Origin of the sequence: Kribbella sp. NPDC050470 (assembly GCF_044458365.1) — a bacterium.
Taxonomy (GTDB): domain Bacteria; phylum Actinomycetota; class Actinomycetes; order Propionibacteriales; family Kribbellaceae; genus Kribbella.
This window is the reverse complement of sequence record NZ_JBITHV010000010.1, coordinates 49,676-72,744: the sequence shown is the minus strand read 5'-3', so window position 1 is coordinate 72,744 and position 23,069 is coordinate 49,676. Positions and strand designations below refer to the sequence as shown.

Annotated in this window: 27 protein-coding genes, 2 tRNA genes and 1 riboswitch; of the genes, 18 read left to right on the top strand and 11 right to left on the bottom strand. The window is 69.1% G+C overall.

From position 1 onward, the window contains the following. Positions 1-90: 90 nt before the first annotated feature. Positions 91-247: riboswitch (cobalamin riboswitch) on the bottom strand. Positions 248-322: 75 nt separating this feature from the next. Together ACIBGM_RS29580 and ACIBGM_RS29575 are read right to left on the bottom strand one after the other, a co-directional pair. After that, a complete protein-coding gene (locus tag ACIBGM_RS29580) occupies positions 323-904 on the bottom strand; it encodes a DinB family protein (protein ID WP_360523853.1) in 582 nt (193 codons plus the stop codon). 81 nt (positions 905-985) lie between these two features. Continuing rightward, positions 986-2,260: a Fic family protein gene (locus ACIBGM_RS29575; protein WP_396387368.1), complete on the bottom strand. Its 1,275-nt coding sequence runs from the start codon at positions 2,258-2,260 to the stop codon at positions 986-988. 233 nt (positions 2,261-2,493) lie between these two features. Here ACIBGM_RS29575 and ACIBGM_RS29570 point away from each other — a divergent pair, with 233 nt between their 5' ends. Beyond that, positions 2,494-3,318: a class I SAM-dependent methyltransferase gene (locus tag ACIBGM_RS29570; protein WP_360523847.1), complete on the top strand. Its 825-nt coding sequence runs from the start codon at positions 2,494-2,496 to the stop codon at positions 3,316-3,318. Between the two features lie 33 nt (positions 3,319-3,351). On the opposite strand, the gene ACIBGM_RS29565 is transcribed toward ACIBGM_RS29570, so the two are convergent. Further along, positions 3,352-4,053, bottom strand: a complete 702-nt coding sequence (locus tag ACIBGM_RS29565) for a TetR family transcriptional regulator (protein ID WP_360523844.1) — start codon at positions 4,051-4,053, stop codon at positions 3,352-3,354. A 77-nt stretch (positions 4,054-4,130) separates the two neighbouring features. Here ACIBGM_RS29565 and ACIBGM_RS29560 point away from each other — a divergent pair, with 77 nt between their 5' ends. The 3 genes from ACIBGM_RS29560 (at position 4,131) to ACIBGM_RS29550 (ending at position 6,736) form a co-directional block, all read left to right on the top strand. Then, positions 4,131-5,006, top strand: coding sequence for an alpha/beta hydrolase (locus ACIBGM_RS29560; RefSeq protein WP_396387367.1), 876 nt, complete (start codon positions 4,131-4,133; stop codon positions 5,004-5,006). A gap of 87 nt (positions 5,007-5,093) precedes the next feature. Continuing rightward, entirely contained in the window at positions 5,094-6,113 is a 1,020-nt protein-coding gene (locus ACIBGM_RS29555; protein WP_396387366.1) for an alpha/beta fold hydrolase, read from the top strand. Next, positions 6,110-6,736 carry a class I SAM-dependent methyltransferase gene (locus tag ACIBGM_RS29550; protein ID WP_396387365.1) on the top strand — a complete coding sequence of 209 codons (627 nt, stop codon included), beginning with the start codon at positions 6,110-6,112 and terminating at the stop codon, positions 6,734-6,736. The genes ACIBGM_RS29555 and ACIBGM_RS29550 overlap by 4 nt, the downstream gene beginning before the upstream one ends. Here ACIBGM_RS29550 and ACIBGM_RS29545 read toward each other — a convergent pair. Continuing rightward, a complete protein-coding gene (locus ACIBGM_RS29545) occupies positions 6,703-7,173 on the bottom strand; it encodes a MarR family winged helix-turn-helix transcriptional regulator (RefSeq protein WP_396387364.1) in 471 nt (156 codons plus the stop codon). The genes ACIBGM_RS29550 and ACIBGM_RS29545 overlap by 34 nt on opposite strands. A 50-nt stretch (positions 7,174-7,223) precedes the next feature. Between ACIBGM_RS29545 and ACIBGM_RS29540 the strand changes: the two genes are divergently transcribed. After that, positions 7,224-7,550 carry a hypothetical protein gene (locus ACIBGM_RS29540; RefSeq protein ID WP_360523829.1) on the top strand — a complete coding sequence of 109 codons (327 nt, stop codon included), beginning with the start codon at positions 7,224-7,226 and terminating at the stop codon, positions 7,548-7,550. Here the strand turns inward: ACIBGM_RS29540 and ACIBGM_RS29535 are convergent. The 3 genes from ACIBGM_RS29535 to ACIBGM_RS29525 all read right to left on the bottom strand — a co-directional run bounded on the left by ACIBGM_RS29535 (position 7,506) and on the right by ACIBGM_RS29525 (position 9,191). Further along, positions 7,506-7,703, bottom strand: a complete 198-nt coding sequence (locus ACIBGM_RS29535; protein ID WP_360523826.1) for a hypothetical protein — start codon at positions 7,701-7,703, stop codon at positions 7,506-7,508. The two genes, ACIBGM_RS29540 and ACIBGM_RS29535, sit on opposite strands and share 45 nt — an antisense overlap. Positions 7,704-7,851: 148 nt before the next feature. Beyond that, a complete protein-coding gene (locus ACIBGM_RS29530) occupies positions 7,852-8,712 on the bottom strand; it encodes a 3-methyladenine DNA glycosylase (protein ID WP_396387363.1) in 861 nt (286 codons plus the stop codon). Next, positions 8,709-9,191, bottom strand: coding sequence for a GNAT family N-acetyltransferase (locus ACIBGM_RS29525; protein ID WP_360523820.1), 483 nt, complete (start codon positions 9,189-9,191; stop codon positions 8,709-8,711). The genes ACIBGM_RS29530 and ACIBGM_RS29525 overlap by 4 nt, the downstream gene beginning before the upstream one ends. Before the next feature lie 41 nt (positions 9,192-9,232). Between ACIBGM_RS29525 and ACIBGM_RS29520 the strand changes: the two genes are divergently transcribed. The 7 genes from ACIBGM_RS29520 (at position 9,233) to ACIBGM_RS29490 (ending at position 15,629) form a co-directional block, all read left to right on the top strand. Next, the gene (locus tag ACIBGM_RS29520; RefSeq protein WP_396387362.1) at positions 9,233-10,021 is read left to right on the top strand and encodes a fumarylacetoacetate hydrolase family protein; all 789 of its coding nucleotides are present in this window, start codon (positions 9,233-9,235) and stop codon (positions 10,019-10,021) included. Continuing rightward, positions 10,014-11,531 carry a glutamate--tRNA ligase gene (gltX, locus tag ACIBGM_RS29515; protein WP_396387361.1) on the top strand — a complete coding sequence of 506 codons (1,518 nt, stop codon included), beginning with the start codon at positions 10,014-10,016 and terminating at the stop codon, positions 11,529-11,531. The genes ACIBGM_RS29520 and gltX overlap by 8 nt, the downstream gene beginning before the upstream one ends. Beyond that, positions 11,531-12,439, top strand: coding sequence for a CPBP family intramembrane glutamic endopeptidase (locus ACIBGM_RS29510; protein ID WP_360523817.1), 909 nt, complete (start codon positions 11,531-11,533; stop codon positions 12,437-12,439). Before gltX ends, ACIBGM_RS29510 begins: the two co-directional genes overlap by 1 nt. 117 nt (positions 12,440-12,556) lie before the next feature. Then, positions 12,557-12,628: transfer RNA gene (locus ACIBGM_RS29505), tRNA-Gln, on the top strand. Between the two features lie 78 nt (positions 12,629-12,706). Beyond that, positions 12,707-12,782: transfer RNA gene (locus ACIBGM_RS29500), tRNA-Glu, on the top strand. Between the two features lie 77 nt (positions 12,783-12,859). Further along, positions 12,860-14,965, top strand: coding sequence for an ATP-binding protein (locus ACIBGM_RS29495; RefSeq protein WP_396387360.1), 2,106 nt, complete (start codon positions 12,860-12,862; stop codon positions 14,963-14,965). Further along, the gene (locus ACIBGM_RS29490) at positions 14,940-15,629 is read left to right on the top strand and encodes a LuxR C-terminal-related transcriptional regulator (protein ID WP_396387359.1); all 690 of its coding nucleotides are present in this window, start codon (positions 14,940-14,942) and stop codon (positions 15,627-15,629) included. Before ACIBGM_RS29495 ends, ACIBGM_RS29490 begins: the two co-directional genes overlap by 26 nt. Positions 15,630-15,639: 10 nt before the next feature. Here ACIBGM_RS29490 and ACIBGM_RS29485 read toward each other — a convergent pair whose 3' ends face one another. After that, positions 15,640-16,215: an HdeD family acid-resistance protein gene (locus tag ACIBGM_RS29485; protein WP_396387358.1), complete on the bottom strand. Its 576-nt coding sequence runs from the start codon at positions 16,213-16,215 to the stop codon at positions 15,640-15,642. Positions 16,216-16,286: 71 nt separating this feature from the next. Here ACIBGM_RS29485 and ACIBGM_RS29480 point away from each other — a divergent pair, with 71 nt between their 5' ends. Next, a complete protein-coding gene (locus tag ACIBGM_RS29480; protein ID WP_396387357.1) occupies positions 16,287-16,796 on the top strand; it encodes a 2'-5' RNA ligase family protein in 510 nt (169 codons plus the stop codon). On the opposite strand, the gene ACIBGM_RS29475 is transcribed toward ACIBGM_RS29480, so the two are convergent. Further along, positions 16,788-17,507 (bottom strand): IclR family transcriptional regulator, encoded by a 720-nt coding sequence (locus tag ACIBGM_RS29475; protein ID WP_012922430.1) that lies wholly within the window; start codon positions 17,505-17,507, stop codon positions 16,788-16,790. The two genes, ACIBGM_RS29480 and ACIBGM_RS29475, sit on opposite strands and share 9 nt — an antisense overlap. Positions 17,508-17,617: 110 nt before the next feature. Here ACIBGM_RS29475 and leuC point away from each other — a divergent pair, with 110 nt between their 5' ends. The 5 genes from leuC (at position 17,618) to ACIBGM_RS29450 (ending at position 22,093) form a co-directional block, all read left to right on the top strand. Beyond that, entirely contained in the window at positions 17,618-19,048 is a 1,431-nt protein-coding gene (gene leuC, locus ACIBGM_RS29470; RefSeq protein WP_360536584.1) for a 3-isopropylmalate dehydratase large subunit, read from the top strand. Between the two features lie 13 nt (positions 19,049-19,061). Beyond that, positions 19,062-19,661, top strand: coding sequence for a 3-isopropylmalate dehydratase small subunit (leuD, locus tag ACIBGM_RS29465; RefSeq protein WP_396387356.1), 600 nt, complete (start codon positions 19,062-19,064; stop codon positions 19,659-19,661). 255 nt (positions 19,662-19,916) lie between these two features. Beyond that, a complete protein-coding gene (corA, locus tag ACIBGM_RS29460; protein ID WP_360536588.1) occupies positions 19,917-21,059 on the top strand; it encodes a magnesium/cobalt transporter CorA in 1,143 nt (380 codons plus the stop codon). Between the two features lie 61 nt (positions 21,060-21,120). Continuing rightward, on the top strand, positions 21,121-21,306 hold the full coding sequence (locus ACIBGM_RS29455) for a hypothetical protein (RefSeq protein WP_360536590.1): 186 nt from the start codon (positions 21,121-21,123) through the stop codon (positions 21,304-21,306). Positions 21,307-21,520: 214 nt separating this feature from the next. Then, complete coding sequence (locus ACIBGM_RS29450; RefSeq protein WP_360536592.1) at positions 21,521-22,093, top strand: HU family DNA-binding protein; 573 nt, start codon at positions 21,521-21,523, stop codon at positions 22,091-22,093. 95 nt (positions 22,094-22,188) lie between these two features. On the opposite strand, the gene ACIBGM_RS29445 is transcribed toward ACIBGM_RS29450, so the two are convergent. Further along, positions 22,189-22,395, bottom strand: coding sequence for a hypothetical protein (locus ACIBGM_RS29445; RefSeq protein ID WP_360536594.1), 207 nt, complete (start codon positions 22,393-22,395; stop codon positions 22,189-22,191). 1 nt (position 22,396) lies between these two features. Next, the gene (gene cofC / locus ACIBGM_RS29440; protein ID WP_396387355.1) at positions 22,397-23,068 is read right to left on the bottom strand and encodes a 2-phospho-L-lactate guanylyltransferase; all 672 of its coding nucleotides are present in this window, start codon (positions 23,066-23,068) and stop codon (positions 22,397-22,399) included. Between the last annotated feature and the right edge of the window lies 1 nt (position 23,069).

The window sequence follows — 23,069 nt, the reverse complement described above, 5'->3', positions numbered from 1 at the left end:
GCGGGGAGCATGACGGGACAGGCAGCACCGGCCGGAACTGCGCCTGTCACGCCCTGCGACCCGCCCTCGAGGTCTCGGACCGCGCGCACCGGCGGTGCACGCGCCGGTGGCAGGTACTCGGACTCGCGGACGGATTCCGCTCACCGTTGCGGGGCAGCTCCGGAGTCGCACCGGATTCCCCTGTTGCCTCGGCGTCACCCACATCTTGTGGTGTTGGTGACTCCGAACCACCAGCAGTAGTGATGCTAGGGGTCGGCTCCGACATTTTGTGGCAGCGCCGCGCCGCGTGTCGCACATCTTGTGGTCCCCGCCGCCCCGCGTCTCAGGCCGCCGCCGCGTAGAGGTCCTGCAGCGTCATGATCTCCGAGCCGTGGTGGATCAGCTCCCGGTTGAGGCGCAGTACGACGTGACCGAACGGCTCGGCGGCGTCGAGCTCGGTCGCCTGGCTGAGGCCGACCGTCATCACCTGCTCCTCGTCCAGCGCGGCGACCGATTCACGCCAGGCCTCGACCCAGTGCGTCAGCCAGGCGACGGCGTCGCGGGCGTTGCCGTGCAACGTGATGTCGGCGCGCCCTTGCCTTCGCTCGCCGAAGGTCCACTCCCAGCGCTCGAAGAACATCTCGGTCAGGTGGGCGATCAGCCAGGCGATCGTGCGCGGGCCGCGATGGTCGGGCTCGTCCGGCCACTGCGCGACCCACTCGCCGGAGCCGAGTGATCGGAACCGGCCGGCGTAGTGGCGCCGGACGACGGTCAGCGCCTCGCCGCTCGGCTGCCAGAAGTACTGCTCGTCGGTCAGCTCCGCGAGCCGGGTGGACAACACCATCCAGCTGAAGCCGAGCTGGCCGCGGACCATCGCCATCGCCGAGGGGCGGTACAGGATGTCCCAGTCGAACGGCTCCGGCATCACGGTTCCTCACGCTCCCGATCAGATTTTGCAGCAGGATCGAACATGTGTTCGAATTGTTGCCTGAACGGGAGGAGAAAGTCAATGAGCACTGCGTGTCGGTTCTGGCCTCGACGGCACTGGCCTGCTAGGCGGTTCGATCCTGGTATCGGCGGCCGGGCTGGCGAAACGCCGTTCCAGCAAGATGAAGGCATCGATCAGCTCGGGTGCTTCGTAGACGCGGTTCCGGCGACCGTCGGTGACCTCCCGCAGGATGCGGGCCTCGACCAACCTCGCGAGCGCCTGGTTCGCGGCCTGTTGCGAGCGGTCGATCAGTCGGGCCGCGCCCGCCAAGGTGAGCACCGGCGCCGCGGGCAGCGTCTCGATCAGCAGCTCCACGGCCGAGCCGGCCCGCACCGGTGCGGCCCGGTCTCGCCAGGCGGCCTTGAGGTCGGCCGCCGTCCGCTCGAAGCGGGCGGCCTCCGCGGTGGCGTGGCTGCACGCGGCGGCGAACATCTGCAGCCACTGGTTGGCTGCCGTGCGGGCCCGTGGAGTGGTCGGCTTGCCAACGTGCCGGAAGGCGGTGAGCGCCTCGATGTACTGCGTGGCGTGGGTCGCGAGCGACAGCGACACCGGCGGGACTGTTCGCTCGACCAGGCCCTCTGCGCGCAGGATCAGGTGGATCAGCGCGCGGCCGGTCCGTCCGTTGCCGTCGGCAAAGGGATGGACGGTCTCGAACTGTGCGTGCGCGATCGCGGTCTTCGCCAGCACCGGCAGGCGGGACTCGCGGACGAAGGTCATCAGGTCGGCGAGGAGCTCCGGGATCAGCTGGGCCGGCGGCGGGACGTAGTACGCCTCGGCGGGGGAGCGGCCGCCGATCCAGTTCTGCAGGTACCTGACCTCGCCGCCGAGTTCTGGCGTCGGCGAGTGCGCCATCAGCCGGCGGTGGGCTTCCAGCAGGTGCTCGACCTCGAGCTTGTCGCCGGCCTGCACGGACTCGGTCACCCAGGTCATCGCGTCGACCGCGCCGAGCACCTCTTCGGCGGTCACGTCACGCTGTCGCTCCCCCAGGACCTCGGCCTTCAGCAGGCGGCGCGCGCCGACGACCAGTCCCTCGATCTGCGAGGACCCGACCGCCTCGGCCCGCAGCAGCAGTCGCGCCAACGCCTCACTGTTCGTCAGGACGGCGGCCGTCGCGTCCAGCCGGGCAAGATCGCCGGCCGCGTCCTCCAGGGCGGCGAGCACGTCGTCACTCAGGTCGAACGTCCGCCCGACCAAGGGATCCGGGAAGTACAGCTCGTACGACCCGCCCAACCGCTCCGCCCGGGTGAACCCGTCCGGGTGCCCAGGCCACCGATGCAACTCCACTCGCGCCATGACCATGTCCCTTCCGTGTTCAAGCTTACTTCATAACCTTGAACAAGACGGTGCGGAGGTGAAGGGGAGTGCGATCGAATCATGATTACTCAGCGTTGCGATCAGGCCCTGAGCTTCCTTGGCATCGGTGGCATGACTGTGAGTGAGAACCGCCGATGAGCATGAGCGCGGAGATGTGGACCTGGGCTTGGGCAGACTGGGCCGTGGCTGAACGTCAGCGAACGGAGGGGTCAGTGAGCCTGGACGCGGAGACTCGGCAGATGGTGGCGGCCAACGAGGCCGACTGGGACGCACGAGCGCCGTTGCACGCGGCCAGCCAGTTCTACAGTCAGCCGGCGGAGTACTGGTTCGCCGATTACGAGTGGGAGGACCTGGGTCGACTCGGCGGGCGCGACGTACTGCACCTGCAATGTCACCTGGGGACCGAGACGATCGCGTTCGCGCGTCGTGGGGCCCGGACGGTCGGGCTGGACCTGTCGGCGAAGTCGCTTGAGGAAGCGCGCCGGATCGCAAGCGAGTCGGGGCAGGCAGTCGAGTATGTGCACGCCAACGTGTACGACGCCGTCGAGGCAGTGCGGGGTCGTCAGTTCGATGTCGTCTACACCGGCAAGGGCGCGCTCTGCTACCTGCCGGAGCTGCAGGCGTGGGCGAAGGTCGTTCGCGACTTGCTCAAGCCCGGCGGTGCGCTCTACATCGTCGAGTTCCACCCGCTCCTGAACGCGCTTCGGCCGGTGTCGCTGCCCGGCGAGTCCGAAGAGCTGACGATCCGTACCGACTACCTCGAAGGCCGCGGCCCGATCGCGCACGAATCGACGGTGACCTACACCGGCGACGAAGTCCCCGGCCGTCAACGCAGCTATGAGTGGCGGCACGGCCTCGGCGAACTCGTCACCACCCTCGCCGCCACCGGCTTCACCATCACCAGCCTCCGCGAGTCCGAAGTCCTCCAATGGCCGCGCTGGCCGTCCATGCAACAAACCCCAGAGGGCTGGTGGCGCCTACCCGACGACGCGCCCCGCGTCCCCCTGCTCTTCGCACTCAAGGCGGTCAGGGCCTGAAGCCGTTCGTCTCATAATCAAATCTCAGAATCTTTAGATTTTGAGATGGCGATAGACGGTCGCTCTGGAGACGCCGAGACGCGTTCCGATCTCCTCGGCGCTCTGCCCATCGGCGTACAGGGACCGAGCCTCTGCCAGCTGTTCCTCGGTGAGCAGCGGGCGTCGCCCGCCGTTGCGTCCCCGGGCGCGCCCGCGCTCCTGGGGTACGGGCGCTTCGCCCAGCAACGCCCGTGCGCCGTCCAGGATCAGCTTGCGCAATCGATCGGCCGGTGCGTCGCGGAACAGCACGACCGGATCGGCCAGTCCGGCGACCACCTGGCAGGCACGCACCCGCTGCTCGAGCCCGCTGCTCGGGCCGGCCACCAAGTCGTTGGCCAACGCGATCGAGGTGCGGAAACGGTCGGCGATCGGCGCTTGGACGAGCAGGGTCATGTCCTTGACCAGCATCGTGAGCGTGTGACGGTGACGCAGGTGTACGTCGACGTACCCCTCGATTGCCCGCCAACGGACCTCATCGGCATCGGCGCCGGACTCGGCCTGAGCCAGCACCGCCTCCAGTTCGTCCAGCAACGGCACCGTGAGCTGGCGGAGGATCTCCTCCTTGGAGTCGAAGTGGTAGTAGAGGGCGGCCTTGGTGATGCCCACTTCGTCCGCGATGGCCTGCATGGAGGAGGCACGGTAGCCGCGGGCGGCGAACAGGATTCGGGCCGCTTCCAGGATCCGCTCGGATGTCATAGCGCTCACTTACCTGCGGTCAGTTTTTTCGCTAGAGTGCTTACCGGAAGTCAGTCTATGACTCTGGGGAGATCCGCATGCGGACCAAGGTGTCCTTCAGCGCGGCCGGCGTCCGGTGCGTCGGCTACCTCTACTTGCCCGCCGGTTCCCGTCCGCTGCCCTGCGTGGTGCTCTGCCACGGCTTCAGCGGGACGATGGACCGCCTGTTCGACTATGCCGAGCGCTTCGCCGCCGCGGGGTTCGCTGCGCTGGTCTTCGACTATCGGGGTTTCGGCGAGAGTGACGGCGAGCCGCGTCAGCTTCCCGACATCGACGCACAGCTCGTCGATGTTCGCGCCGCTGTGGCGTTCGCCCGAGGGCACGAGCGCGTCGATCCCGACAGGGTGCTGCTGTGGGGCAACTCGCTGGGCGGCGCGCACGTGATCACCGTGGCCGGCAGCGATCCCCGGATCGCCGGCGTGGTGGCCCAGATCCCGTTCAACGGGTTCCCGAAGAAGGTCGAGGGACGGTCGACAGCTGACACTCTGCGACTGCTGGGCGCGATCGTCTGGGACGCGGTCCGCGGCAAGCTCGGCCTGCCGCCGTACTACATCCCCATGGTGGGCCGGCCGGGACAGCTCGCTGTGACCGCGACGCCCGAGGCCGAGCAACACATCCAGATTCTGACCGGCGGCCAAACGACGTTGTGGCGCAACAGCGTGGCGCCCAGAGGACTACTGCAGATGATGCGCTATCGGCCCGCCGAGGCCGCGGCACGGCTGACCTGCCCGCTGCTGGTCTGTGTCGCAACCGAGGATCGTGAGACGCCGCTGGAGACCACCAGGCAGCTTGCCGACCGTGCGCCGCGAGGCGAGCTGCGTGCCTACCCAGGCACTCACTTCACCTTCTACACAGACCCCGCCTTCCGGGACCGCGTGGTCGCCGACCAGATCGACTTCTACCGCCGCGTGTGAGCCGTGTCATCTGCCGCGGTGTCACCTCGGCCGAAGCCGACGTGTCCAGACGTAGGAACACGCAACGGATCAAGCCAAGGGGTCGCCATGGTCAACCTGGACAAAACACCGCAACCCGGCACCGCCGGCCAACCCATACAGGCCCGTCCGGCTCGGAAGCGGCGCTGGCGCCACTGGTTGGCGGCTGTGCTGGCGGTGCTGGTGGCGATCCTGCTCTTCGGCGCGTACGGCTGGAAGCCGGCCGAGGACGGTCGCGCATTCCGCTCGCCGTACCTGGCCGAGGCCGGATCACGCTACGCCGAGACGCCGATCGCCCGCTTCCACTACGTCCAGGCCGGATCCGGCACGCCCGTGATCCTGCTGTCGCCCGGCGGTACCTCTGTCATCGGCTGGAAGGACCAAGTCGACGTGCTAGCCCGTGAACACACGGTCTACGTGGTCGATCTTCCCGGCCAGGGCTACACCCAGTTGAAGGATTCCGGCTTCGCCTTCGACCTGGATGCCATGGTCTCCGCCGTCAGTACGTTCATGGACAGCATCGGCGTCCGGCAGGCCGCCGTGGCGGGCAACTCCTGGAGCGGCGGCTGGGCTCTGGCCTTCGCCCAGCGCCACCCCGATCGGGTCACCAAACTTGCCCTGCTGGACGCCACCGGACTGGACATGCGCGGCACGCTGATGTGGGAGTCCCTGAAGATCCCCGTAGTCGGCGAATTGGCCGTGAAGCTGTCCACCGGCAAGTCCACCGTGCGCGGGCTCGCCGAGGGCATGCTGGTCAACAAGGGCCGCCTCACCGAGCAACTGCTGGACGAGTGGTGGGCTCCGATGACCTTCCACGACAACATCCGCGCCACCTACCTGCTGGAGCGACGTCTGGACTGGGCGCCGACCGAAGGTGCCCTCCCTGCCACCAAGACCCCGACGCTGGTGCTCTGGGGCAAGCAGGACACCATCCAGCCTGTCGAGCGCGCGTACCGTTTCGCGGAGCTGCTCCCGAACGATCAACTCGTGATCCTGGACGGCTGTGGCCACGTCCCCCAGCTGGACTGCCCGGAGCCGGTCAACCGGCACCTCCTGGCCTTCTTCGCCGCTCCTAGAATGTCTCGATGAGTGACCGGGCGCAGCGTGAGAGCGATCTGATCGACTACTACACCAACGAGGTGCAGGACCGTCTGGATCGCGAGCTGCCAGACGCCAGAATCGACGTACGGACAGGCTTTGTCGGGCAGTTGCAGGCCGAGGGGCGTCGGTCGGTGGTGGAGATCGGTTGTGGGCCGGGCCGCGACGGGGAGGCGTTCGTGGCGGCGGGGCTCGAGTACACCGGCGTTGATCTGGCTCCGGCGAGCGTCGAGGCATGCCGGTCGCTTGGTCTGCAGGCGTACGTCGGGTCGGTGCTCGAGTTGCCGTTCGAAGATGGGGTGTTCGAGGCGGGCTGGACGATGAGCACGTTGCTGCATGTCGCGGACGAGGATCTGGACGCCGCCTTGGCGGAGATCGTGCGGGTGCTGCGGCCGGGTGCTCCGTTGGGCGTCGGCCTGTGGGGTGATGAGGTCGGTGGAGAACGGGTCTGGCAGGACGACAGCGGCCACGGGCCCGGCCGGTTCTTCAGCATCCGCACCGACAGTGCGGTCCAGGCAGCGCTCACGCGTCACGGAGCGATCGAGCAATGGTCGAACTGGAGCGTGGGCGGCCCAATGCACTACCAGTGGGCGGTGCTGCGCACGCCGGCCTGAGTCAGTCCGACGAGGCGCGGCCTTGGCGGAGGAAGTCCAGGAGGAAGGCGAGCTCGGCGTCGGTGTAGGTGGAGACCTGGTTCTGCCAGCGTTCGCCGATGGGTTCGTAGTAGCGGCCGGATGTCGGCGACGCGTTCAGGGACGACCTGGACGACGACCCGGCGGCGGTCGGCGGGGTCGGGTTCGCGGCGGACGTAGCCGGCGCGTTCGACACGGTCGACGAGGCGGGTGACGGCGCCGGTGGTCATCCCCATGAGGTCGGCGAGTCGCCGTACTCCGGCCGGGCCGATCTCCAGCAGGGCGCCGACCGCGTGGACTTCGGTCACGGGCATGCCGAGCTGGTCGGCGACGGCGATCTGGTAGCGCGTCGCGGCCGAGATGTACCACGGCATCTCCTGCACCAACGCCGCCAGCAGCTCCGCCCGCTTCCTCGCCATAGGACGCCGTCGGCGCGGCCGGCTTCGCGTTCGCCGGATGTGGTGGCCTGATGGCCATCCTGCTGCTCAAGGGCGCGCTGAACAGCACATCGCTCACCGGCGAGGCGCTGGAGCAGATGTTCCTGCCGTCGATCCCGTACTACATCGCGGTCAACAGCGTGCTCGAGATCCTCGTCATCCCATTGATCGTGTACGTCGGCTGGCGTCCGGGCAGGCGCCGGATCCTCATCGTTGCCGCCGCCGCGCGCTACTTCGCGATGCGCGTCTGGACCTACCTCGCGTTCGTCCCCGCCCGCCTGGGCTGGGCCGACTCCAGCCACTCCACGCAGCCGCTAGCGGCGTTGCTTCGGCCCGCGGATCGCGACGTACAGCAGTGAGACGCCGGCGGCGGCGATGATCGGGCCGACGATGGCCCAGAAGCTGCTGCCGGTCATAGAGCTGCCCTCGAGGTACCCGAGCCCTTGGAACGTGAAGACGGCGCCGCAGACAGTGAGCAGGACGCCGAGCGCGATCGCCACAATCTTCCCCATGTGATGACACTAGACGCTGATGTGCGAGCCCATGATGACGACCCGGTCGTGGGGGAGGCCGAAGTACTCGGCCGCGTCCGCGGTGATCCCCGATGTGGCGACGAACAGGCGGTGCGGGTCCCCTGAGCGTGGGGGGTCACGGCCGCGTTCAACCAGCCGGCTCGAGGAGTTCGTCGCACAATGCAACGAGTTGCTGCCGCAACGGCCGGGCGCGGGTGGCGAAGGAGCGTTGGGCGGCCGCGTACTCGGCCTTTCCGGCGGGCGTTTCGATTGCGACCGGCTGATAATCAAGCGCCGATAGGTCGTACGGCGAGGCGCGCATGTCCAGCGTGCGGATGTCCCGAGCCAGCTCGAAGCAGTCCAGTACCAACGCGCTCGGCGTGAACGGCATCAGCTTGCCGGCCCACTTGTAGAGGTCCATGTTGGCGTGCAGGCAGCCGCCCTGCTCCAGTGCCGGCTGCGACTCCCGGGTGGGTTGCAGGACGTTCAGCCGGCGCGCCGGCGTGGTGAAGAACCGGAACGCGTCGAAGTGCGAGCAGGCGATCTTGTGCGACTCGACCACCCGATCGGTGCCCTCGGCACCTAGTCGCAGCGGCCACTTCTCGTGCCGTACGTCGGCGGTCCGGTAGACCATCGCCCACTCGTGCATCCCGAAGCAGCCGAACTGCGGCTGGCCGTCCGCGGTCGCCGCGAGCAACTCACGGATCCACTGGATGCTGTCGCGCCGCCGCGAGATCTCGGCCGGATCCAGGCCGGTCGCGCCGTCGACGGACGTGTAGCCGCGGCGTCCGCCGTACTCGGGTGCGTCGAGGAGCCGGACGCCGGGGCCGGGGTGCCAGACGCGGAGCTGGTTGGGGCGGGTCGGGTAGTAGGTGAAGAGGAAGTCCTCGACCGGGTGCGCTTCGCGGCGACGCCGGCGGTCCAGGTGGTCCGCGACCAACGAGTCGACGCGGGCACCATGGGCGTCAGCCGAAGACGTCCATTCCGGGCGGGGCAGCGTGACAGTCACAGGTCCAGTGCGAAGGCGTAGAGATCGATGTCGGCGAGCGGCGACCAGTCCCGCTCGGGCAGGCGGACGAAGCCGAGTCGCTCGTAGATGTGGTGCGCGGCCGCCATGTACGACGCACTGCTCAGCACGATCCTGGACAGTCCGAGCTCGCGGGTGCGCTCGATGCAGCGCACCGTCAGCGCCGTCCCGATGCCGAGCCCCCGGGCGCGACCCGGTACGGCGAGCAACCGGAACTCGCCCTCGTCGTCCAGGCCGATCTCCCGGTAGACGGAGCCGGGCGGACAGTAAGTAACTGTGCCGAGCAGACCGGTAGCGTCCGCCGCGACCCAGAGCTCAGCCTTCGCGGCCCGGTCCGCCGCCGCGCGCACGGTCTGCGCGTAGCCGGGCTTCAGGAAGCCGTCGTGCGCGTAAGCCTCCGCGGCCAGCTCGCCGACCGCGTCGTACTCGGTGGGCAGCGCAAGCCGGATCTCTAGAGTCACCGGATAACTGTCTCATCCCGGGCCGACGGTAGGCTCGGGCCGTGCGTATCGCCAGATTCTCCGTGGACGACGAGCCGAAGTACGGCGTCGTCGAGACCGACGACCCCGAGGGGCTCGTCGGCACCGTCTCCGTGCTCGACTCGGACCCGCTCTACCGGCCGGTCCAGTTCACCGGGGAGAAGCTGCAACTGGCCGACGTCCGGCTGCTGGCGCCGGTGATCCCGCGCAGCAAGGTGGTCTGCGTCGGGCGCAACTACGCGGCGCACGCGGAGGAGCTCGGCAACGAGGTCCCCAAGGAGCCGATGATCTTCCTCAAGCCGAACACGAGCGTGATCGGCCCGCGCGACGGCATCGTCTACCCCGAGCAGACCAACAACCTGCACTTCGAGGGCGAGCTCGCGATCGTGATCGGCCGGATCTGCCGGGACCTGCCCAAGGAGCGGGTCAACGAGGTGATCTTCGGCTACACGGTGGCCAACGACGTCACCGCGCGCGACCTGCAGCAGACCGACGGGCAGTGGGCCCGGGCCAAGGGCTACGACACGTTCTGCCCGCTCGGCCCGTGGATCAGCACCGAGCTCGACGTGTCCGACCTGCAGGTCACCACGACCGTGAACGGCGATCCGAAGCAGGACGGGCGGACCTCGCAGTTCATCTTCGGCATCCCGGAGGTGCTGGCCTACATCACCTCCTTCACCACGCTGCTGCCCGGCGACGTGGTGCTCACCGGCACCCCGGCGGGGGTCGGTCCGATGCTGCCCGGCGACGAGGTGTCGGTCAGCGTCGAAGGAATCGGAACTCTGACGAACAAGGTGATCGTGCGTGACTGACGACGTGCTGGGCGACCTGGAGCCGAACAAGGTGCGGGTGCGCTTCCCACCGTCCCCGACCGGGCTGCTGACGGTCGGCAACATCCGCAGCGCCCTGTTCAACTGGGCGTTCGCAAGGCACTACGGCGGCACGCTGGTGCTCCGGATCGAGGACACCGACCAGGCCCGGAACACTCCGGAGGCCCTCGGCTACACCCTCGAGTCGCTGCGCTGGCTCGGCCTCACCTGGGACGAGGGCCCCGAGGTCGGCGGCGAGTACGGCCCGTACAAGCAGTCCGAGCGGATGGACATCTACGCCGACGTCGTGGCCAAGCTGCTGGCCGCCGGCAAGGCGTACCACTGCTACTGCTCGCAGGAGGAGCTCGACCAGCGCCGCGAGGCCGCCCGCACCGCCGGGCAGCACAGCGGGTACGACGGTCACTGCCGCGTCCTCACCGAGGAGCAGGTCAAGGCGTACGTCGACGAGGGCCGGCGGCCCGTGGTCCGGCTGCGGATGCCGGACCGGCCGATCGTGTTCGAGGACCTGGTCCGCGGCGAGATCACCTTCCTGCCGGAGAACCTGGGCGACTACGTGCTGGTCCGGGCGAACGGTTACCCGCTCTACCCGCTGGTGAACCCGGTCGACGACGCGCTGATGGAGATCACCCACGTGCTGCGCGGCGAGGACCTGCTCCCGTCGACGCCGCGGCAGATCGCGCTCTACGAGGCGCTGGCCGAGATCGGTGTCGGCAGCGGCCGGACCCCGCGGTTCGGGCACCTGCCGTTCGTGATGGGCACCGAGGGCAACAAGAAGCTGTCCAAGCGCGACCCCGGGGCCGGCCTGGGCGAGTACATGGAGCGCGGCTTCCTGCCCGAGGGCCTGCTGAACTACCTGGCCCTGCTCGGCTGGTCGATCGCCGACGACCGTGACGTGTTCACGATGGCGGAGATGGTCGAGGCCTTCGACATCCGCAAGGTGAACGCGAACGCGGCCCGGTTCGACCCGAAGAAGTGCGAGGCGATCAACGCCGCGCACATGCGGATGCTGCCGGCCGACGACTTCGGGACCCGGATGATCCCGTTCCTGGCCAAGGCCGGCGTGCTGCCGGTCGAGCCGTCGGCGGACCAGCTCGCCCTCCTGCAGGCCGCCGTACCGCTGGTGCAGGAGCGGATGAACTCGCTGTCGGAGTCCGTCGACATGCTCGGGTTCCTGTTCGTCGACGAGGAAGCGTTCAGCCTCGACCCGGACGCCGCCGGCAAGGTGCTGACCGGTGACGCGGGCGCCGTGCTGGAGGCGTCGGTGAAGGCGCTGGCCGACGTCGACTGGACCACCGAGGCGATCGAGGCGGCCCTGCGGACATCGCTGATCGAAGGACTCGGCCTGAAGCCGAAGAACGCGTTCGGGCCGGTCCGGGTGGCGATCTCCGGGCGCCGGATCTCGCCGCCGCTGTTCGAGTCGCTGGAACTGCTCGGCCGGGAGAAGTCGCTGCACCGGCTCGAGCGGGCCCGCGCGTCCCTGCTGGCGGAGTGATGCCCGACGCGACCCCGGCGCCGTACCACCGGTTGCTGCGCAACCCGCTGAACCCGCGCGGTTACGTGGTCCTCGGGGCCTTCGCGATCTTCGCGGGCTGGATCTTCGTCAGCCTTTTGATCGCGCTCGTCCAGCAGAGCATCCGCACGGACCCCGAGGGCACCGTCTCGTGGTTCGGTTTGCTGGCGACGAACCTCTCGCTGATCGCGCTGATCCCGCTCTGCATGCTGGTCGCGCAGAAGCTGAACCGGCAGGCGCCGGGGCTGTTGTCCTCGGTGGCCGGGAAGGTGCGCTGGCGGCCCCTAGCCTGGTTCGCGGCGGTCGCCGTGCTGATCGAGCTGGTGATGGTCGGCGTGATCCAGTTCGGCGGCGTGGAGACACTGGGCGACGGCAGCGGCGGGATCGCGCCGGACGCGGCCGGGGTGATTGCGGTCACGCTGCTCACGTCGACATTCCAGGCCGCGGGGGAGGAGTACTTCTACCGCGGCTACCTGCTGCAGGCGGTCGGTGCGCTGGTGCGGAGCTCGGTGATTGCAGTGCTGGTCACCACCGTGCTGTTCACGATGGCGCACGGGATCTGGCCGTGGGAGAGCCCGGCGCTGTTCCTCGACCGGTTCGCGTTCGGGCTGGTGGCCGGTTTCCTCGCCGTCCGCACCGGCGGCCTGGAGGCGCCGATCGCGGTGCACGCGGCGAACAACGTGGTGACGTTCGTGTTCGCGGCCCTGACCGACAGCGTGGGCGACAGCCTGGGCGCCAAGGACGCGCCGTGGGGGCTCGTGATCGCGGATGTGGCGAAGTTCGTCGCGTTCGGGCTGGTGGCGTTGTGGATCGCGCGGCGGACGAAGCTCGCGACCGTTTGCGACCTGCCGCTGACCGCTGCGCCGATGCCAGGCAAGAGGCTGGTGTGACGGGAGTGACAACCCGCCGGGGGGACCTCGTTTTGGTGTCTCGGCCCTTGCTCGGGTACTCTCTTCGAGCCAGGTTGTGAGGGCGGAGACAAACTCACAGCGGCAGTGAAATGCCTTTGGGGTATGGGGTAATTGGCAGCCCGTCTGATTCTGGTTCAGTTAGTCTAGGTTCGAGTCCTAGTACCCCAGCGGATTGGACCGCACCGATGAAAATCGGTAGAGTTCAGCCTCGTTGCCCGGTCCGAAAGGATCGGACGACAACCCTCTGGCCCCGTTGTGTAGCGGCCTAGCACGCCGCCCTCTCAAGGCGGTAGCGCGGGTTCGAATCCCGTCGGGGCTACCAGAGAAAGCGCCTCACACCCTCGGGTGTGAGGCGCTTACTGGTTTCAGGGCACTCGCGGCCGGGCGCATGATGGTGGGGTGGGCGGCGCGATGGTCGGGCGCGAGGGGGAGCTCGCGCTGATCGAAGGCTTGATGGCTCGGCTGCCGGGGGCGGCGTCGGCTGTTGCGGTCGTGCGCGGTGAAGCCGGAATCGGGAAGACGACGCTGGTTCGCGCCGCCGTCGCGGATGCCGACGCTGCCGGCCTACGGATCTTGAGCGGTGCGTGCGCGCCCTTGTCCGGCACGGTCGCGTACGGCGGTCTGGACGCGGCACTTGGGGTTGGCCAGGCCGCCGCCGGCGAGGTGTTCACCTCGCTCGCGGCGGGACGCGCCTGGGCCGCGGAGTCGATGCTGCGCACGGTGGGGGAGATCGCCGAGGGCGGCGCAGTACTCGTTGTCGAGGACCTGCACTGGGCGGATGTGTCGACGCTCGACTTCATCGCGCACCTGAGCCGCAACCTGCCCGCTACCGGTCTGCTGGTCCTGCTGACCTGGCGGGACGAGGAAACCGATCCCGAGCGAGCACGGTGGCTGAGCGAGCAGGTCCGCAGCCCGTCCGTCACCGAGGTGCCGCTTCGCCGGCTCACACTCGATGAGACCAGCCGCCAGTTGCCGGAGTGCTCCGCAGAGTTGGTGGCCGCGGTGTACGGACGCAGTGCGGGCAACCCGTATCTCAACGCGGAGCTCGCTCGGGATGGTGCGAGTCCGTCGGAGTCACTGCGCCAAGTGCTGACGTCGAGGCTCGACGCCGTCGATGCGCAGGCGCGGACGGTGGTCGCTGCCGCCGCGACGCTTGGCCGCGCGCTGACCGACGACGAGATGCTTGCCGCGGCCGCCGGTGACCCTGACGCCGTCTGGCGGGCCTGCGATGCCGGCCTCATGCTGCGCGATCCCGGCCGTGGGTCGTCCGCTCGGCACCCAGTGCTGGCCGAGGTCGCGTACGAACGGCTGTTGTCGCGCGATCGCCGACAGCTGCACAGCAGAATGGCCGGACACCTGGAGGCAGCTCTGCCTGCGCGGCCGACCGCGGCCGAGGTCGCCGAGGTCGCCGAGCAGTATCGACGCGCGGACGACCCCGACGACGGGCTTGTCTGGTCGGTGCGCGCCGCGGTGGCAGCCGAGCAGGGGTTCGCGATCGCGGAGGCCGGTCATTGGTACGCCGTCGCCGCGGAGCTCTGGGACTCGGCCCGCAAGGTGCGAGCCGACGTACGTGAGAAGTTGGCACTGCTGGTGTCCGCGGCGACTCACCTGGCGTCCGTCGGCCAGACTGATCGCGCCATGGCGCTGCTGGACGGCGACTTGGCGGCCATGTCCGACACAGACGACGAAGTCGTGCGGGCAGCCCTCGCCCGCTGCTGGCTCGGAACGACTGTGGGACACACCGAGCAGGCGCTGCGGGACATCGAGCTCGCTGAGCGGTTGACGTCTGCGGATGACGAGCCGACGTGGGCCCGCGTATGCGCTGCCCGCGCGATGGCACTCGGCACCTGCTCGCGCTGGGACGAAGCGCTCGGCCCGGCAAGGACCGCGCTGGAGCTCGGCGCCAAGTGCGGAGACATCCGCACGGTCGGGATAGTGCATGGCATGCTCGGCGTCCCGGCCGGTCTCGAAGGTCGCCTGTCCGAGGCGCTCGGGCATCGTCAGACCGCCCTTGCGATCGCGTACGCGCTGGCCGAGCCCGAGGATCTCGCCCTGGCCGGCGTCGTACTGACCGACGTCCATGGGGGGTTCGGTGATCCGGACCGAGCCGTGCGGGTCGCGGCGCTCGTTCGGCGGGAGATCGGCCGGCTGATGCTCGGACGGCACTGGCTGGAGGACATCATAGACGGCAACGTCGTCCTCGCGCTCTACAACGCGGGTCGGTGGGACGAGGCGATCGACTGGATGCCCGACCCGACAGATGCGTCCGACCTGGGCTTCTTCCAGGGCGTGCTGCAACTGGTTCACCTCGCGCGTGGTGACCTGGCAGCGGCCGAGGAGCTGCAAGTACAAGTCGAGGCACTCGGCGAGCGTGACCAACCGCAGTTCCTGAGCCTGTACGGCGAGGCGCGCCCGGCTCCTGCTCCTCATCGGACACCCCGGCGAGGCGCTCGATGTGGTCCTGTCGGCCGCACGGACGATGCCGGACCACCTCCTCGGACCTGACGATGCGGCGGACCTGCTGACGGCCGGCCTCGATGCGGCCGGGAGCGCCGCTGATCCCGAGCGGCTCGAAGAGTTGGTGGCGTTGCTCGGCGAGGTGACGACGACGGGCCGCACCGGAGCCGCGGTGAGCGCGGTCATCAGCGGTGAGCGATCCCGGGCGGCCGGCGCCGGCGATCCGGATCCATGGCTGCTCGCGGCAACGGAGTGGGCCGCGGTCGGCCGGCCGCACGACGAGGCGCGGGCACGCCTGCGCGCAGCCGAGGCGATCCTCGCCGGCACGCCAGGCGCTGTCGCCCGCCGTACGGCCGCAGAACAACTCACCGGCGCGCGGCGTCTCGCTGAACGTCTCGGTGCGGTTCCGTTGCTAGAACAGATCGACAAACTCGCACGACTCGCCCGCGTCGACACGGGACGACCGGACCCGGCCGCCGTTCAAGCGAAGGCGGAGGTGCCGCCGCAGGGGCTCACGGACCGGGAGCGGCAGGTCCTTGCGCTGCTCGCCGGAGGCCGCACCAACCGGGAGATCGGCGATGCCCTCTACATGAGTCCCAAGACCGCGAGCGTCCACGTGACGCACATTCTGGAGAAGCTCGGCGTCGAGAGCCGGGTCCAGGCCGCTGCCGTGGCCGTTCGGCTTGGCCTCGACAAACCCCAGCAGTCGTGAGGTGTTGCGGTCAGGCCGGGGACGGGGTGGTGGTTGTGGTGGCCGGTCCGCCGCTGTGGGTGTGGCGGACGGCCAGGCCGGCTCCGATCAGGACGACGCCCCAGAGCAGGGCGACGCAGCCGAGGAAGACGGCGATGCCGACCGCGGCGGCGCCCGGGTTGGCGACGAACAGGACGCCGATCAGGATCGACAGCGCCGCGTTCAGGATCAGCAGCCAGCGCGGCATCACGTGGTTGCTGGTGAACGCGCCGAACACCTCGAACAGGCCGCGCACGATCAGCCAGATCCCGAGGATCCAGGTCAGCGTCACCGCCGCCACGCCCGGGCTGAAGATCGCGAAGAACGCCGCGACGAGGGCGACCACGCCGAGCAGGATCAGCCAGACCCGGCTGCTGCCCTTCGACTCCGGCCGGAACGCCTGGACCAGCGACCCGATGCCGTCCATCAGGGCCCAGAAGCCCCACAGCAGTGCCAGCGCGATCGCGGTCTCGATCGGCCAGACGATCGCCAGAATGCCGAACACGACACCGATCGCACCGCGGATGACCAAGGACTTCCAGCCGACCGTGAGCCACTCACGCTCCATGTCCCCACCTCCCAAGCCCATCGTGACCGCGCAACCGGCGACGCACAACGCCCCGGGCGTACTGTGCCGGTATGGCGCTGGCGGTGTGCCTCCTGTTCGATCGACGCACCGACCGGATCCTGCGGGCGTTGTGGGACCGGTTGGAGGATCGCGGCGTACCGACGCTGAAGTCGCACACGCACGGGCGGCACGTGCCGCACCTGTCCCTCGCGGTGCTGCGGGAGTGGGACCAGGAGAAGGTGACGAAGGCCGTGCAGCCCTTGATGGACGGGCCTGTCGGTCTGTACTTCGACGCGCTCGGGACGTTCCGGCGCGGCCGGGCCTGGCTGGTGCCGGCGGTGGGCGTCGACGTGCTGGAGCTGCAGGAGAAAGCAGTCTCGGCGGTCAGGGAGACCGGTGCCGATCTCCACCGCCACTACGAACCAGGGCGCTGGGTGCCACACTGCACGCTCGCACCGCGCGTTCCACTGGCGTCGCTACCCATCCTCGCAGCAGCCGTGTACGACGTCCTGCCGCTCGAGGCGACCGCGGACCACGCCGCACTGATCGACAGCGGAACGGGTCAGGTCTGGCTACTCTGACGCGCGACGCAGAGCCTCCGAGAGGCGCTCGGCCGCGGCCATGACGGCTGGGGCGTGCATGCGGCCGGGCTGGCGGGACAAGCGCTCGATCGGGCCGGAGACGGAGACTGCGGCGATCACCTTGCCGCTGGGGGAGCGGACCGGAGCCGACACCGACGCGACGCCCTGCTCGCGCTCACCGACCGAGTGCGCCCATCCGCGACGCCGTACGCCGGCCAGTGCGGCAGCGTTGAAGGTCGCGTTGTGGAGGCCGCGGTGCATCCGCTCCGGGTCCTCCCAGGCAAGCAGTATTTGAGCGGCCGACCCGGCTGCCATGGTCAGCTGGCTGCCGACCGGCACGGTGTCGCGCAGGCCGGACGGACGCTCGGCCGCAGCCACGCAGACGCGGTACTCACCTTGTCGGCGGAAGAGCTGCGCCGACTCACCGGTGATGTCGCGGAGTCGCGCCAGCACCGGACCGGCTGTCGCCAGCAGCCGGTCCTCTCCGGCGGCGGAGGCCAACTCGCTCAGTCGCGGGCCGAGCACGAACCGTCCCTGCATGTCCCGTCCGACCAGGCGGTGGTGCTCGAGCGCCACCGCGAGCCGGTGCGCGGTCGGGCGGGCCAGACCGGTGGCCGCGACCAGTCCGGCCAGGGTCGCCGGCCCGGACTCGAGCGCGGACAGAACGAGGGCTGCTTTGTCGAGAACGCCGACTCCGCTAGAGTTGTCCATGAGACGATATTGCCGTCTCGAATCGTGGAACGCAAGTCGCTTCCGTGACCCAGTTCAGAGCACTGTGAGCGATAAGGCACTGCACCACACACATCTCAAAGGAGAGTCTGATGGGTAGGACGTTGTCGGAAAAGGTCTGGGATGCGCACGTCGTGCGCCATGCCGACGGAGAACCCGACCTCCTCTACATCGACCTCCACCTGGTGCACGAGGTGACCAGCCCGCAGGCGTTCGACGGGCTCCGGCTGGCCGGCCGGCAGGTCCGCCGCCCGGACCTGACCATCGCCACCGAGGACCACAACGTCCCGACCTTCGACGTGGACAAGCCGATCGCCGACCCGGTGTCGCGGACCCAGGTGGACACGCTGCGCAGGAACGCCGAGGAGTTCGGGATCCGGATCCACACCCTCGGCGACCCGGACCAGGGCGTCGTGCACGTGATCGGCCCGCAGCTCGGCCTGACCCAGCCCGGGATGACCGTGGTCTGCGGTGACAGCCACACCTCCACCCACGGCGCGTTCGGCGCGATTGCCTTCGGCATCGGCACCAGCGAGGTCGAGCACGTGCTGGCCACCCAGACCCTGATGCAGGCCCGGCCCAAGACGATGGCCGTCACGGTCGACGGCGTACTGCCCGACGGCGTCTCGGCCAAGGACCTGGTGCTGGCGCTGATCGCGAAGGTCGGCACCGGCGGCGGCCAGGGCTACATCGTCGAGTACCGCGGCGAGGCGATCCGCGCGCTGAGCATGGAAGCCCGGATGACGATCTGCAACATGTCGATCGAGTGGGGCGCCAAGGCCGGCATGATCGCGCCGGACGAGACCACGTTCGCCTACCTGCAGGACAAGCCGCACGCGCCGCAGGGCGTGGACTGGGAGGCCGCGGTCGAGTACTGGAAGAGCCTCGCCACCGACGACGACGCCACCTTCGACCGCGAGGTCGTGCTGCGCGCCGAGGACATCACGCCGTTCGTCACCTGGGGCACCAACCCGGGCCAGGGCATCCCGCTGTCGGAGAACGTGCCGTCGCCGGACGACTTCGACAACGACAACGACAAGCGCGCCGCCGAGCGGGCGCTGGAGTACATGGGCCTGACCGCCGGGACGCCGATGCGCGAGATCCACGTGGACACGGTGTTCCTGGGGTCCTGCACCAACGGCCGGATCGAGGACCTGCGGGCCGCGGCCGGCGTGCTGGCCGGCCGGAAGGTTGCCGACGGCACCCGGATGCTGGTGGTCCCGGGCTCCGGCCGGGTCCGGCTGCAGGCCGAGGCCGAGGGCCTGGACCGGATCTTCAAGGAAGCCGGTGCGGAGTGGCGGGGCGCGGGCTGCTCGATGTGCCTGGGCATGAACCCGGACCAGCTGGCCCCCGGCGAGCGCAGCGCCTCCACCTCGAACCGGAACTTCGAAGGCCGCCAGGGCAAGGGCGGTCGCACCCACCTGGTCTCGCCGCTGGTCGCCGCCGCGACCGCGGTCACCGGAACCCTCGCGGCCCCGGCGGACCTGGAGCCGCTGGACGTCGCCGTACCCGAGAACGTCTGAGGAGAGCAGAGAAATGGAAGCCTTCACCCAGCACATCGGTACGGCGGCCCCGCTGCGCCGCAGCAACGTGGACACCGACCAGATCATCCCGGCCGTCTACCTGAAGCGGGTCACCCGGACCGGCTTCGAGGACGGGCTGTTCGCGGCCTGGCGCAACGACCCCACCTTCGTCCTGAACCAGCCCGAGTACGACGGGGTCTCGGTGCTCGTGGCCGGTCCGGACTTCGGCACCGGGTCGTCCCGGGAGCACGCGGTCTGGGCGCTGATGGACTACGGGTTCCGGGTCGTGGTGTCGTCGCGGTTCGGCGACATCTTCCGCGGCAACTCGGGCAAGGCCGGGCTGCTCGCGGCCCTGGTGACGCAGGACGTCGTGGAGCAGCTGTGGACCACGATCGAGGCCGACCCGGGCACCAAGGTCACGGTGGACCTGGAGAACAAGACGATCTCGGCCGGTGACGTGTCCGCGCCGTTCGAGATCGACGACTACACCCGCTACCGGCTGCTGAACGGCCTGGACGACGTCGGCATCACGCTGTCGCACGAGTCCGACATCGCCGCCTACGAGGCGACCCGGCCGAGCTTCAAGCCGGCCACGCTGCCTGCCAAGGCGTAGAACGCGCGCAGAGTTGTCGCCGCCGTAACACGCAGCACATCGGCGGCGATAACTCTGGTGTTACCCTTGCGTGGTTGTCAGAACAAGGCTTGCGAGATCCGGGAGGTGAGGCGCTCATGAACAGCGATCCCTCCAGACATACCGATCTCGCTCGACCTTCCAGGGGCTGATTCCTCTTCTTCTGATGCGGCCTGGGTGCCGCGGGGTCGGGCAGACGTGTGCCCATACACCCGCGCCACCGCATCTGGGGGACTCATGTCCGACCTTCGTATCCGTCCGCTGCGCGCCTTCGGCCGCACCCCCTTCCGTGCTCCCCGCCGTCCCGCGCCGGAGCCCGCCGAGCTGCAGATCCGCGACACCACGCCGAAGCCCAAGGGGCACAGCGTCGTCGACAGCGCGATCTACTGCGACGGCAACCGGGTCGCGTCGCCGGACTCGCTGGCCGAGACCTACCGCGTGCTGCACAAGGCGCCGCAGAGCCTGGCCTGGATCGGCCTCTACCGTCCGGACCGGCGCGAGCTCGACTCCCTGGCCCAGGAGTTCGATCTGCACGAGCTGGCCATCGAGGACGCCAACGAGGCCCACCAGCGCCCGAAGCTGGAGCGGTACGGCGACACGTTGTTCGTCGTACTGAAGGCCGCTCGCTACCGGGACGCGACCGAGGAGGTCGAGTTCGGCGAGGTGCATGTGTTCGTCGGCCCGGACTTCGTGGTGACGGTCCGACACGCCGAGGCGCCCAATCTGGCCGCGGTACGGCGCCGCGTCGAACGCGACCCCGAGTTGCTGCAGCGCGGCACCGAGGCGGTCCTCTACGCGATCATGGACAAGGTCGTCGACGGCTACGCGCCCGTGGTGGCCGGCCTGGAGAACGACATCGACGAGATCGAGACCGAGGTGTTCCGCGGCGACCCGAAGGTCTCGCGGCGCATCTACGAGCTGTCCCGTGAGGTGATCGAGTTCCAGCGCGCGACCCGGCCACTGGTCGGCATGCTCGAGTCCCTGCGCGGCGGCTTCGAGAAGTACGGCGTGGACGAGGAGCTGCAGCGGTCGCTGCGGGACGTGGCCGACCACGTCACCGAGGTGGTGGAGAAGGTCGACGGGTTCCGCGAGCTGCTCCGCGACATCCTGACCGTGAACGCGACGCTGGTCGCCCAGCAGCAGAACGAGGAGATGAAGAGCCTCGCGATCGCCAGCAGCGAGCAGAACGAAGAGGTGAAGCGGATCTCCGCGTGGGCGGCGATCCTGTTCGCCCCGACCCTGATCGGCACCGTCTACGGGATGAACTTCGACAGCATGCCCGAGCTGCACTGGCAGTACGGCTACCCGTTCGCGATCGGCCTGATGGCGTTGGTGTGTGGGGGTCTGCACCAGATCTTCAAGCGCCGCGGCTGGCTCTGAATGATCCGTGCCCGCCCAGGGCACTAGTCTTCAGACACCCTGCGGACCTTGGAGGCCGACCATGTGGCTGTTCCTGCGGCGAAAGCTGATCATGTGGGCGATCGTGGCGATCGCCGTACCGTTGCTGGACTATCTGCTGGGCAAGGTGGCCGAGGAGTTGCGGGCCCGCAAAGGTGAGTCGGCGGTGACGCGAGGCCTCGACACAGCCCAGTCGGGGCTGCGAACCTTGCGGGGAAAGCGTCACTGAAGGGGCCTGCGAAGCCGTCACCCTTGGGCATCGGATCGTTGCTCAGCAGGGATTCGGAGACCTCCAGAAGGCCGAATCGGGCGAAATTGTGGCACGAATCGCCCAAAACAAGGCCGAATTGCCGCGTTGGTGTTTGTGAACGGCGTGTTGAGTCCATAACGTTCACGTGAGATCGAGCGCTGTGCTCGACGCCTAGTGTTCACGGAGGGAAGCAGTGAACAAGAGCCAGTTGGTCGAAGCGCTCGCAGTGCACTTCGACGGAAACCGCCGCCAGGCCCAGCATGCGTTGGAGTCGGTCATCGACACCATCGAGCGCGAGCTGACCAAGAAGGGTGGCAAGGTCGCCATCACCGGTTTCGGTGCCTTCGAGGCCATCGAGCGTGGGGCGCGCATCGTGCGCAACCCGCGGACCGGTGAGACCAAGCGCGCCAAGAAGACCACGGTTCCGAAGTTCCGCGCCGGTGCGGAGCTGAAGGCCGTTGTCTCCGGCGCGAAGAAGCTGCCGAAGCTGGTTGTGCCGAAGGCCACCGCGACCGCCACCAGGGCAGCCGCGCCGGCCAAGAAGGCCGCCCCGGCGAAGGCCGCAGCGACCAAGACCGCAGCAGCGACAAAGACCGCCGCCAAGAAGACGGTGGCCAAGAAGGCCCCGGCGAAGAAGGCCCCGGCCAAGACCGTCGCGAAGAAGGCGCCGGCGAAGAAGGCCCCGGCCAAGACCGTTGCCAAGAAGGCGCCGGCCAAGAAGGCCCCCGCCAAGAAGGCTCCGGCGAAGCGCGCAGCTTCTCGCTGACCTTCAGCACTGCAGCACCGCAACACCAGCGAAGGCCGGTCACCCTCTCCAGGGGCGACCGGCCTTCGCCGTGTTCAGGATGCCTCGGGCAACCTTCAGAGCTCGGTGATGAATTCGACCTTGGTGACAGTCAGCCCGGCCCCGGATCCGCTGGTCTGCAGCCGGACCCGCTGGCCGACCCGCAGGTGGCGCACCGGGGTGTCGGCCACCGCGTGCACGGTGAAGGGCAACTCGATCCCGGTGTCGGTCAGCACCGCACCGGCGAAACTCTCGGTGTCGTAACGGCTCACGGTTCCCTGCATGTCAGCAGGCTAGACCCTCGGTCCCGGTGGCGGCACCGAGCACCAGCGACATCACGTCGGCCGTCGCCGGACCCACACCGAGTTGTACGGCGTGTGCCAGATCGGCTGCGGTGTCGACGTCACGCCGTACCGAGTCGATGCCGGGCAGCTCGATCGGGACCGCGCCCGACAGTTGGTGGGCTAGTGCGGAACCCGCGCCGAAGCGGGGATCCAGCGCGACACCGGGCGCTGCGGCGAGCAACGTCGTACCGGTCCCGGGGAGGTCGACCACGAACGATCGTGGCGCCACACACGCCGCGAGTACGGCGGTCAGCTCGGCCGGCCGCAGCGCCGGGAGGTCTGCGGAGAGGGCAACGACCCCGTGGTCCGGGAACTCGGCGGCGGCCACCGTGGCACCGTGCAGCAAGGCTTCGTTCAGCCCTGCGGACGGGAGGTCCGGCACCGCCAGCGCGCCCACGGCTGTGACGTCCCCGGCGACGACCGGGTCGTCGGTGACGACCAGGACGGCGCGGACCAGGGGAGAGGCGAGGGCGGCCGCAGTAGTGTCGACAGCGAAGGCGCGGGCGAGCTCGGGCCGGTGCTGGGGGTAGGCCGCAGCGAGCCGGCTCTTCGCGATCGCCGTACGCTTCACCGGGATCGCCAGGGTCCAGGGAGCGACCTGTAGGTCTGCCATC

What these genes read in the sequence shown, in the direction of transcription:
- ACIBGM_RS29485 (WP_396387358.1), bottom strand. Translation starts at nt 16,215, where the DNA reads ATGGAGCGTGAGTGGCTCACGGTCGGCTGGAAGTCCTTGGTCATCCGC.
- ACIBGM_RS29580 (WP_360523853.1), bottom strand. Translation starts at nt 904, where the DNA reads ATGCCGGAGCCGTTCGACTGGGACATCCTGTACCGCCCCTCGGCGATG.
- leuD (WP_396387356.1), top strand. Translation starts at nt 19,062, where the DNA reads ATGGAAGCCTTCACCCAGCACATCGGTACGGCGGCCCCGCTGCGCCGC.
- ACIBGM_RS29490 (WP_396387359.1), top strand. Translation starts at nt 14,940, where the DNA reads ATGCCGGACCACCTCCTCGGACCTGACGATGCGGCGGACCTGCTGACG.
- ACIBGM_RS29550 (WP_396387365.1), top strand. Translation starts at nt 6,110, where the DNA reads ATGAGTGACCGGGCGCAGCGTGAGAGCGATCTGATCGACTACTACACC.
- ACIBGM_RS29545 (WP_396387364.1), bottom strand. Translation starts at nt 7,173, where the DNA reads ATGGCGAGGAAGCGGGCGGAGCTGCTGGCGGCGTTGGTGCAGGAGATG.
- ACIBGM_RS29445 (WP_360536594.1), bottom strand. Translation starts at nt 22,395, where the DNA reads ATGCAGGGAACCGTGAGCCGTTACGACACCGAGAGTTTCGCCGGTGCG.
- corA (WP_360536588.1), top strand. Translation starts at nt 19,917, where the DNA reads ATGTCCGACCTTCGTATCCGTCCGCTGCGCGCCTTCGGCCGCACCCCC.
- ACIBGM_RS29565 (WP_360523844.1), bottom strand. Translation starts at nt 4,053, where the DNA reads ATGACATCCGAGCGGATCCTGGAAGCGGCCCGAATCCTGTTCGCCGCC.
- ACIBGM_RS29475 (WP_012922430.1), bottom strand. Translation starts at nt 17,507, where the DNA reads ATGGACAACTCTAGCGGAGTCGGCGTTCTCGACAAAGCAGCCCTCGTT.
- ACIBGM_RS29535 (WP_360523826.1), bottom strand. Translation starts at nt 7,703, where the DNA reads ATGGGGAAGATTGTGGCGATCGCGCTCGGCGTCCTGCTCACTGTCTGC.
- ACIBGM_RS29540 (WP_360523829.1), top strand. Translation starts at nt 7,224, where the DNA reads ATGGCCATCCTGCTGCTCAAGGGCGCGCTGAACAGCACATCGCTCACC.
- ACIBGM_RS29480 (WP_396387357.1), top strand. Translation starts at nt 16,287, where the DNA reads ATGGCGCTGGCGGTGTGCCTCCTGTTCGATCGACGCACCGACCGGATC.
- ACIBGM_RS29560 (WP_396387367.1), top strand. Translation starts at nt 4,131, where the DNA reads ATGCGGACCAAGGTGTCCTTCAGCGCGGCCGGCGTCCGGTGCGTCGGC.
- ACIBGM_RS29455 (WP_360536590.1), top strand. Translation starts at nt 21,121, where the DNA reads ATGTGGCTGTTCCTGCGGCGAAAGCTGATCATGTGGGCGATCGTGGCG.
- ACIBGM_RS29555 (WP_396387366.1), top strand. Translation starts at nt 5,094, where the DNA reads ATGGTCAACCTGGACAAAACACCGCAACCCGGCACCGCCGGCCAACCC.
- ACIBGM_RS29575 (WP_396387368.1), bottom strand. Translation starts at nt 2,260, where the DNA reads ATGGCGCGAGTGGAGTTGCATCGGTGGCCTGGGCACCCGGACGGGTTC.
- ACIBGM_RS29510 (WP_360523817.1), top strand. Translation starts at nt 11,531, where the DNA reads ATGCCCGACGCGACCCCGGCGCCGTACCACCGGTTGCTGCGCAACCCG.
- cofC (WP_396387355.1), bottom strand. Translation starts at nt 23,068, where the DNA reads ATGGCAGACCTACAGGTCGCTCCCTGGACCCTGGCGATCCCGGTGAAG.
- leuC (WP_360536584.1), top strand. Translation starts at nt 17,618, where the DNA reads ATGGGTAGGACGTTGTCGGAAAAGGTCTGGGATGCGCACGTCGTGCGC.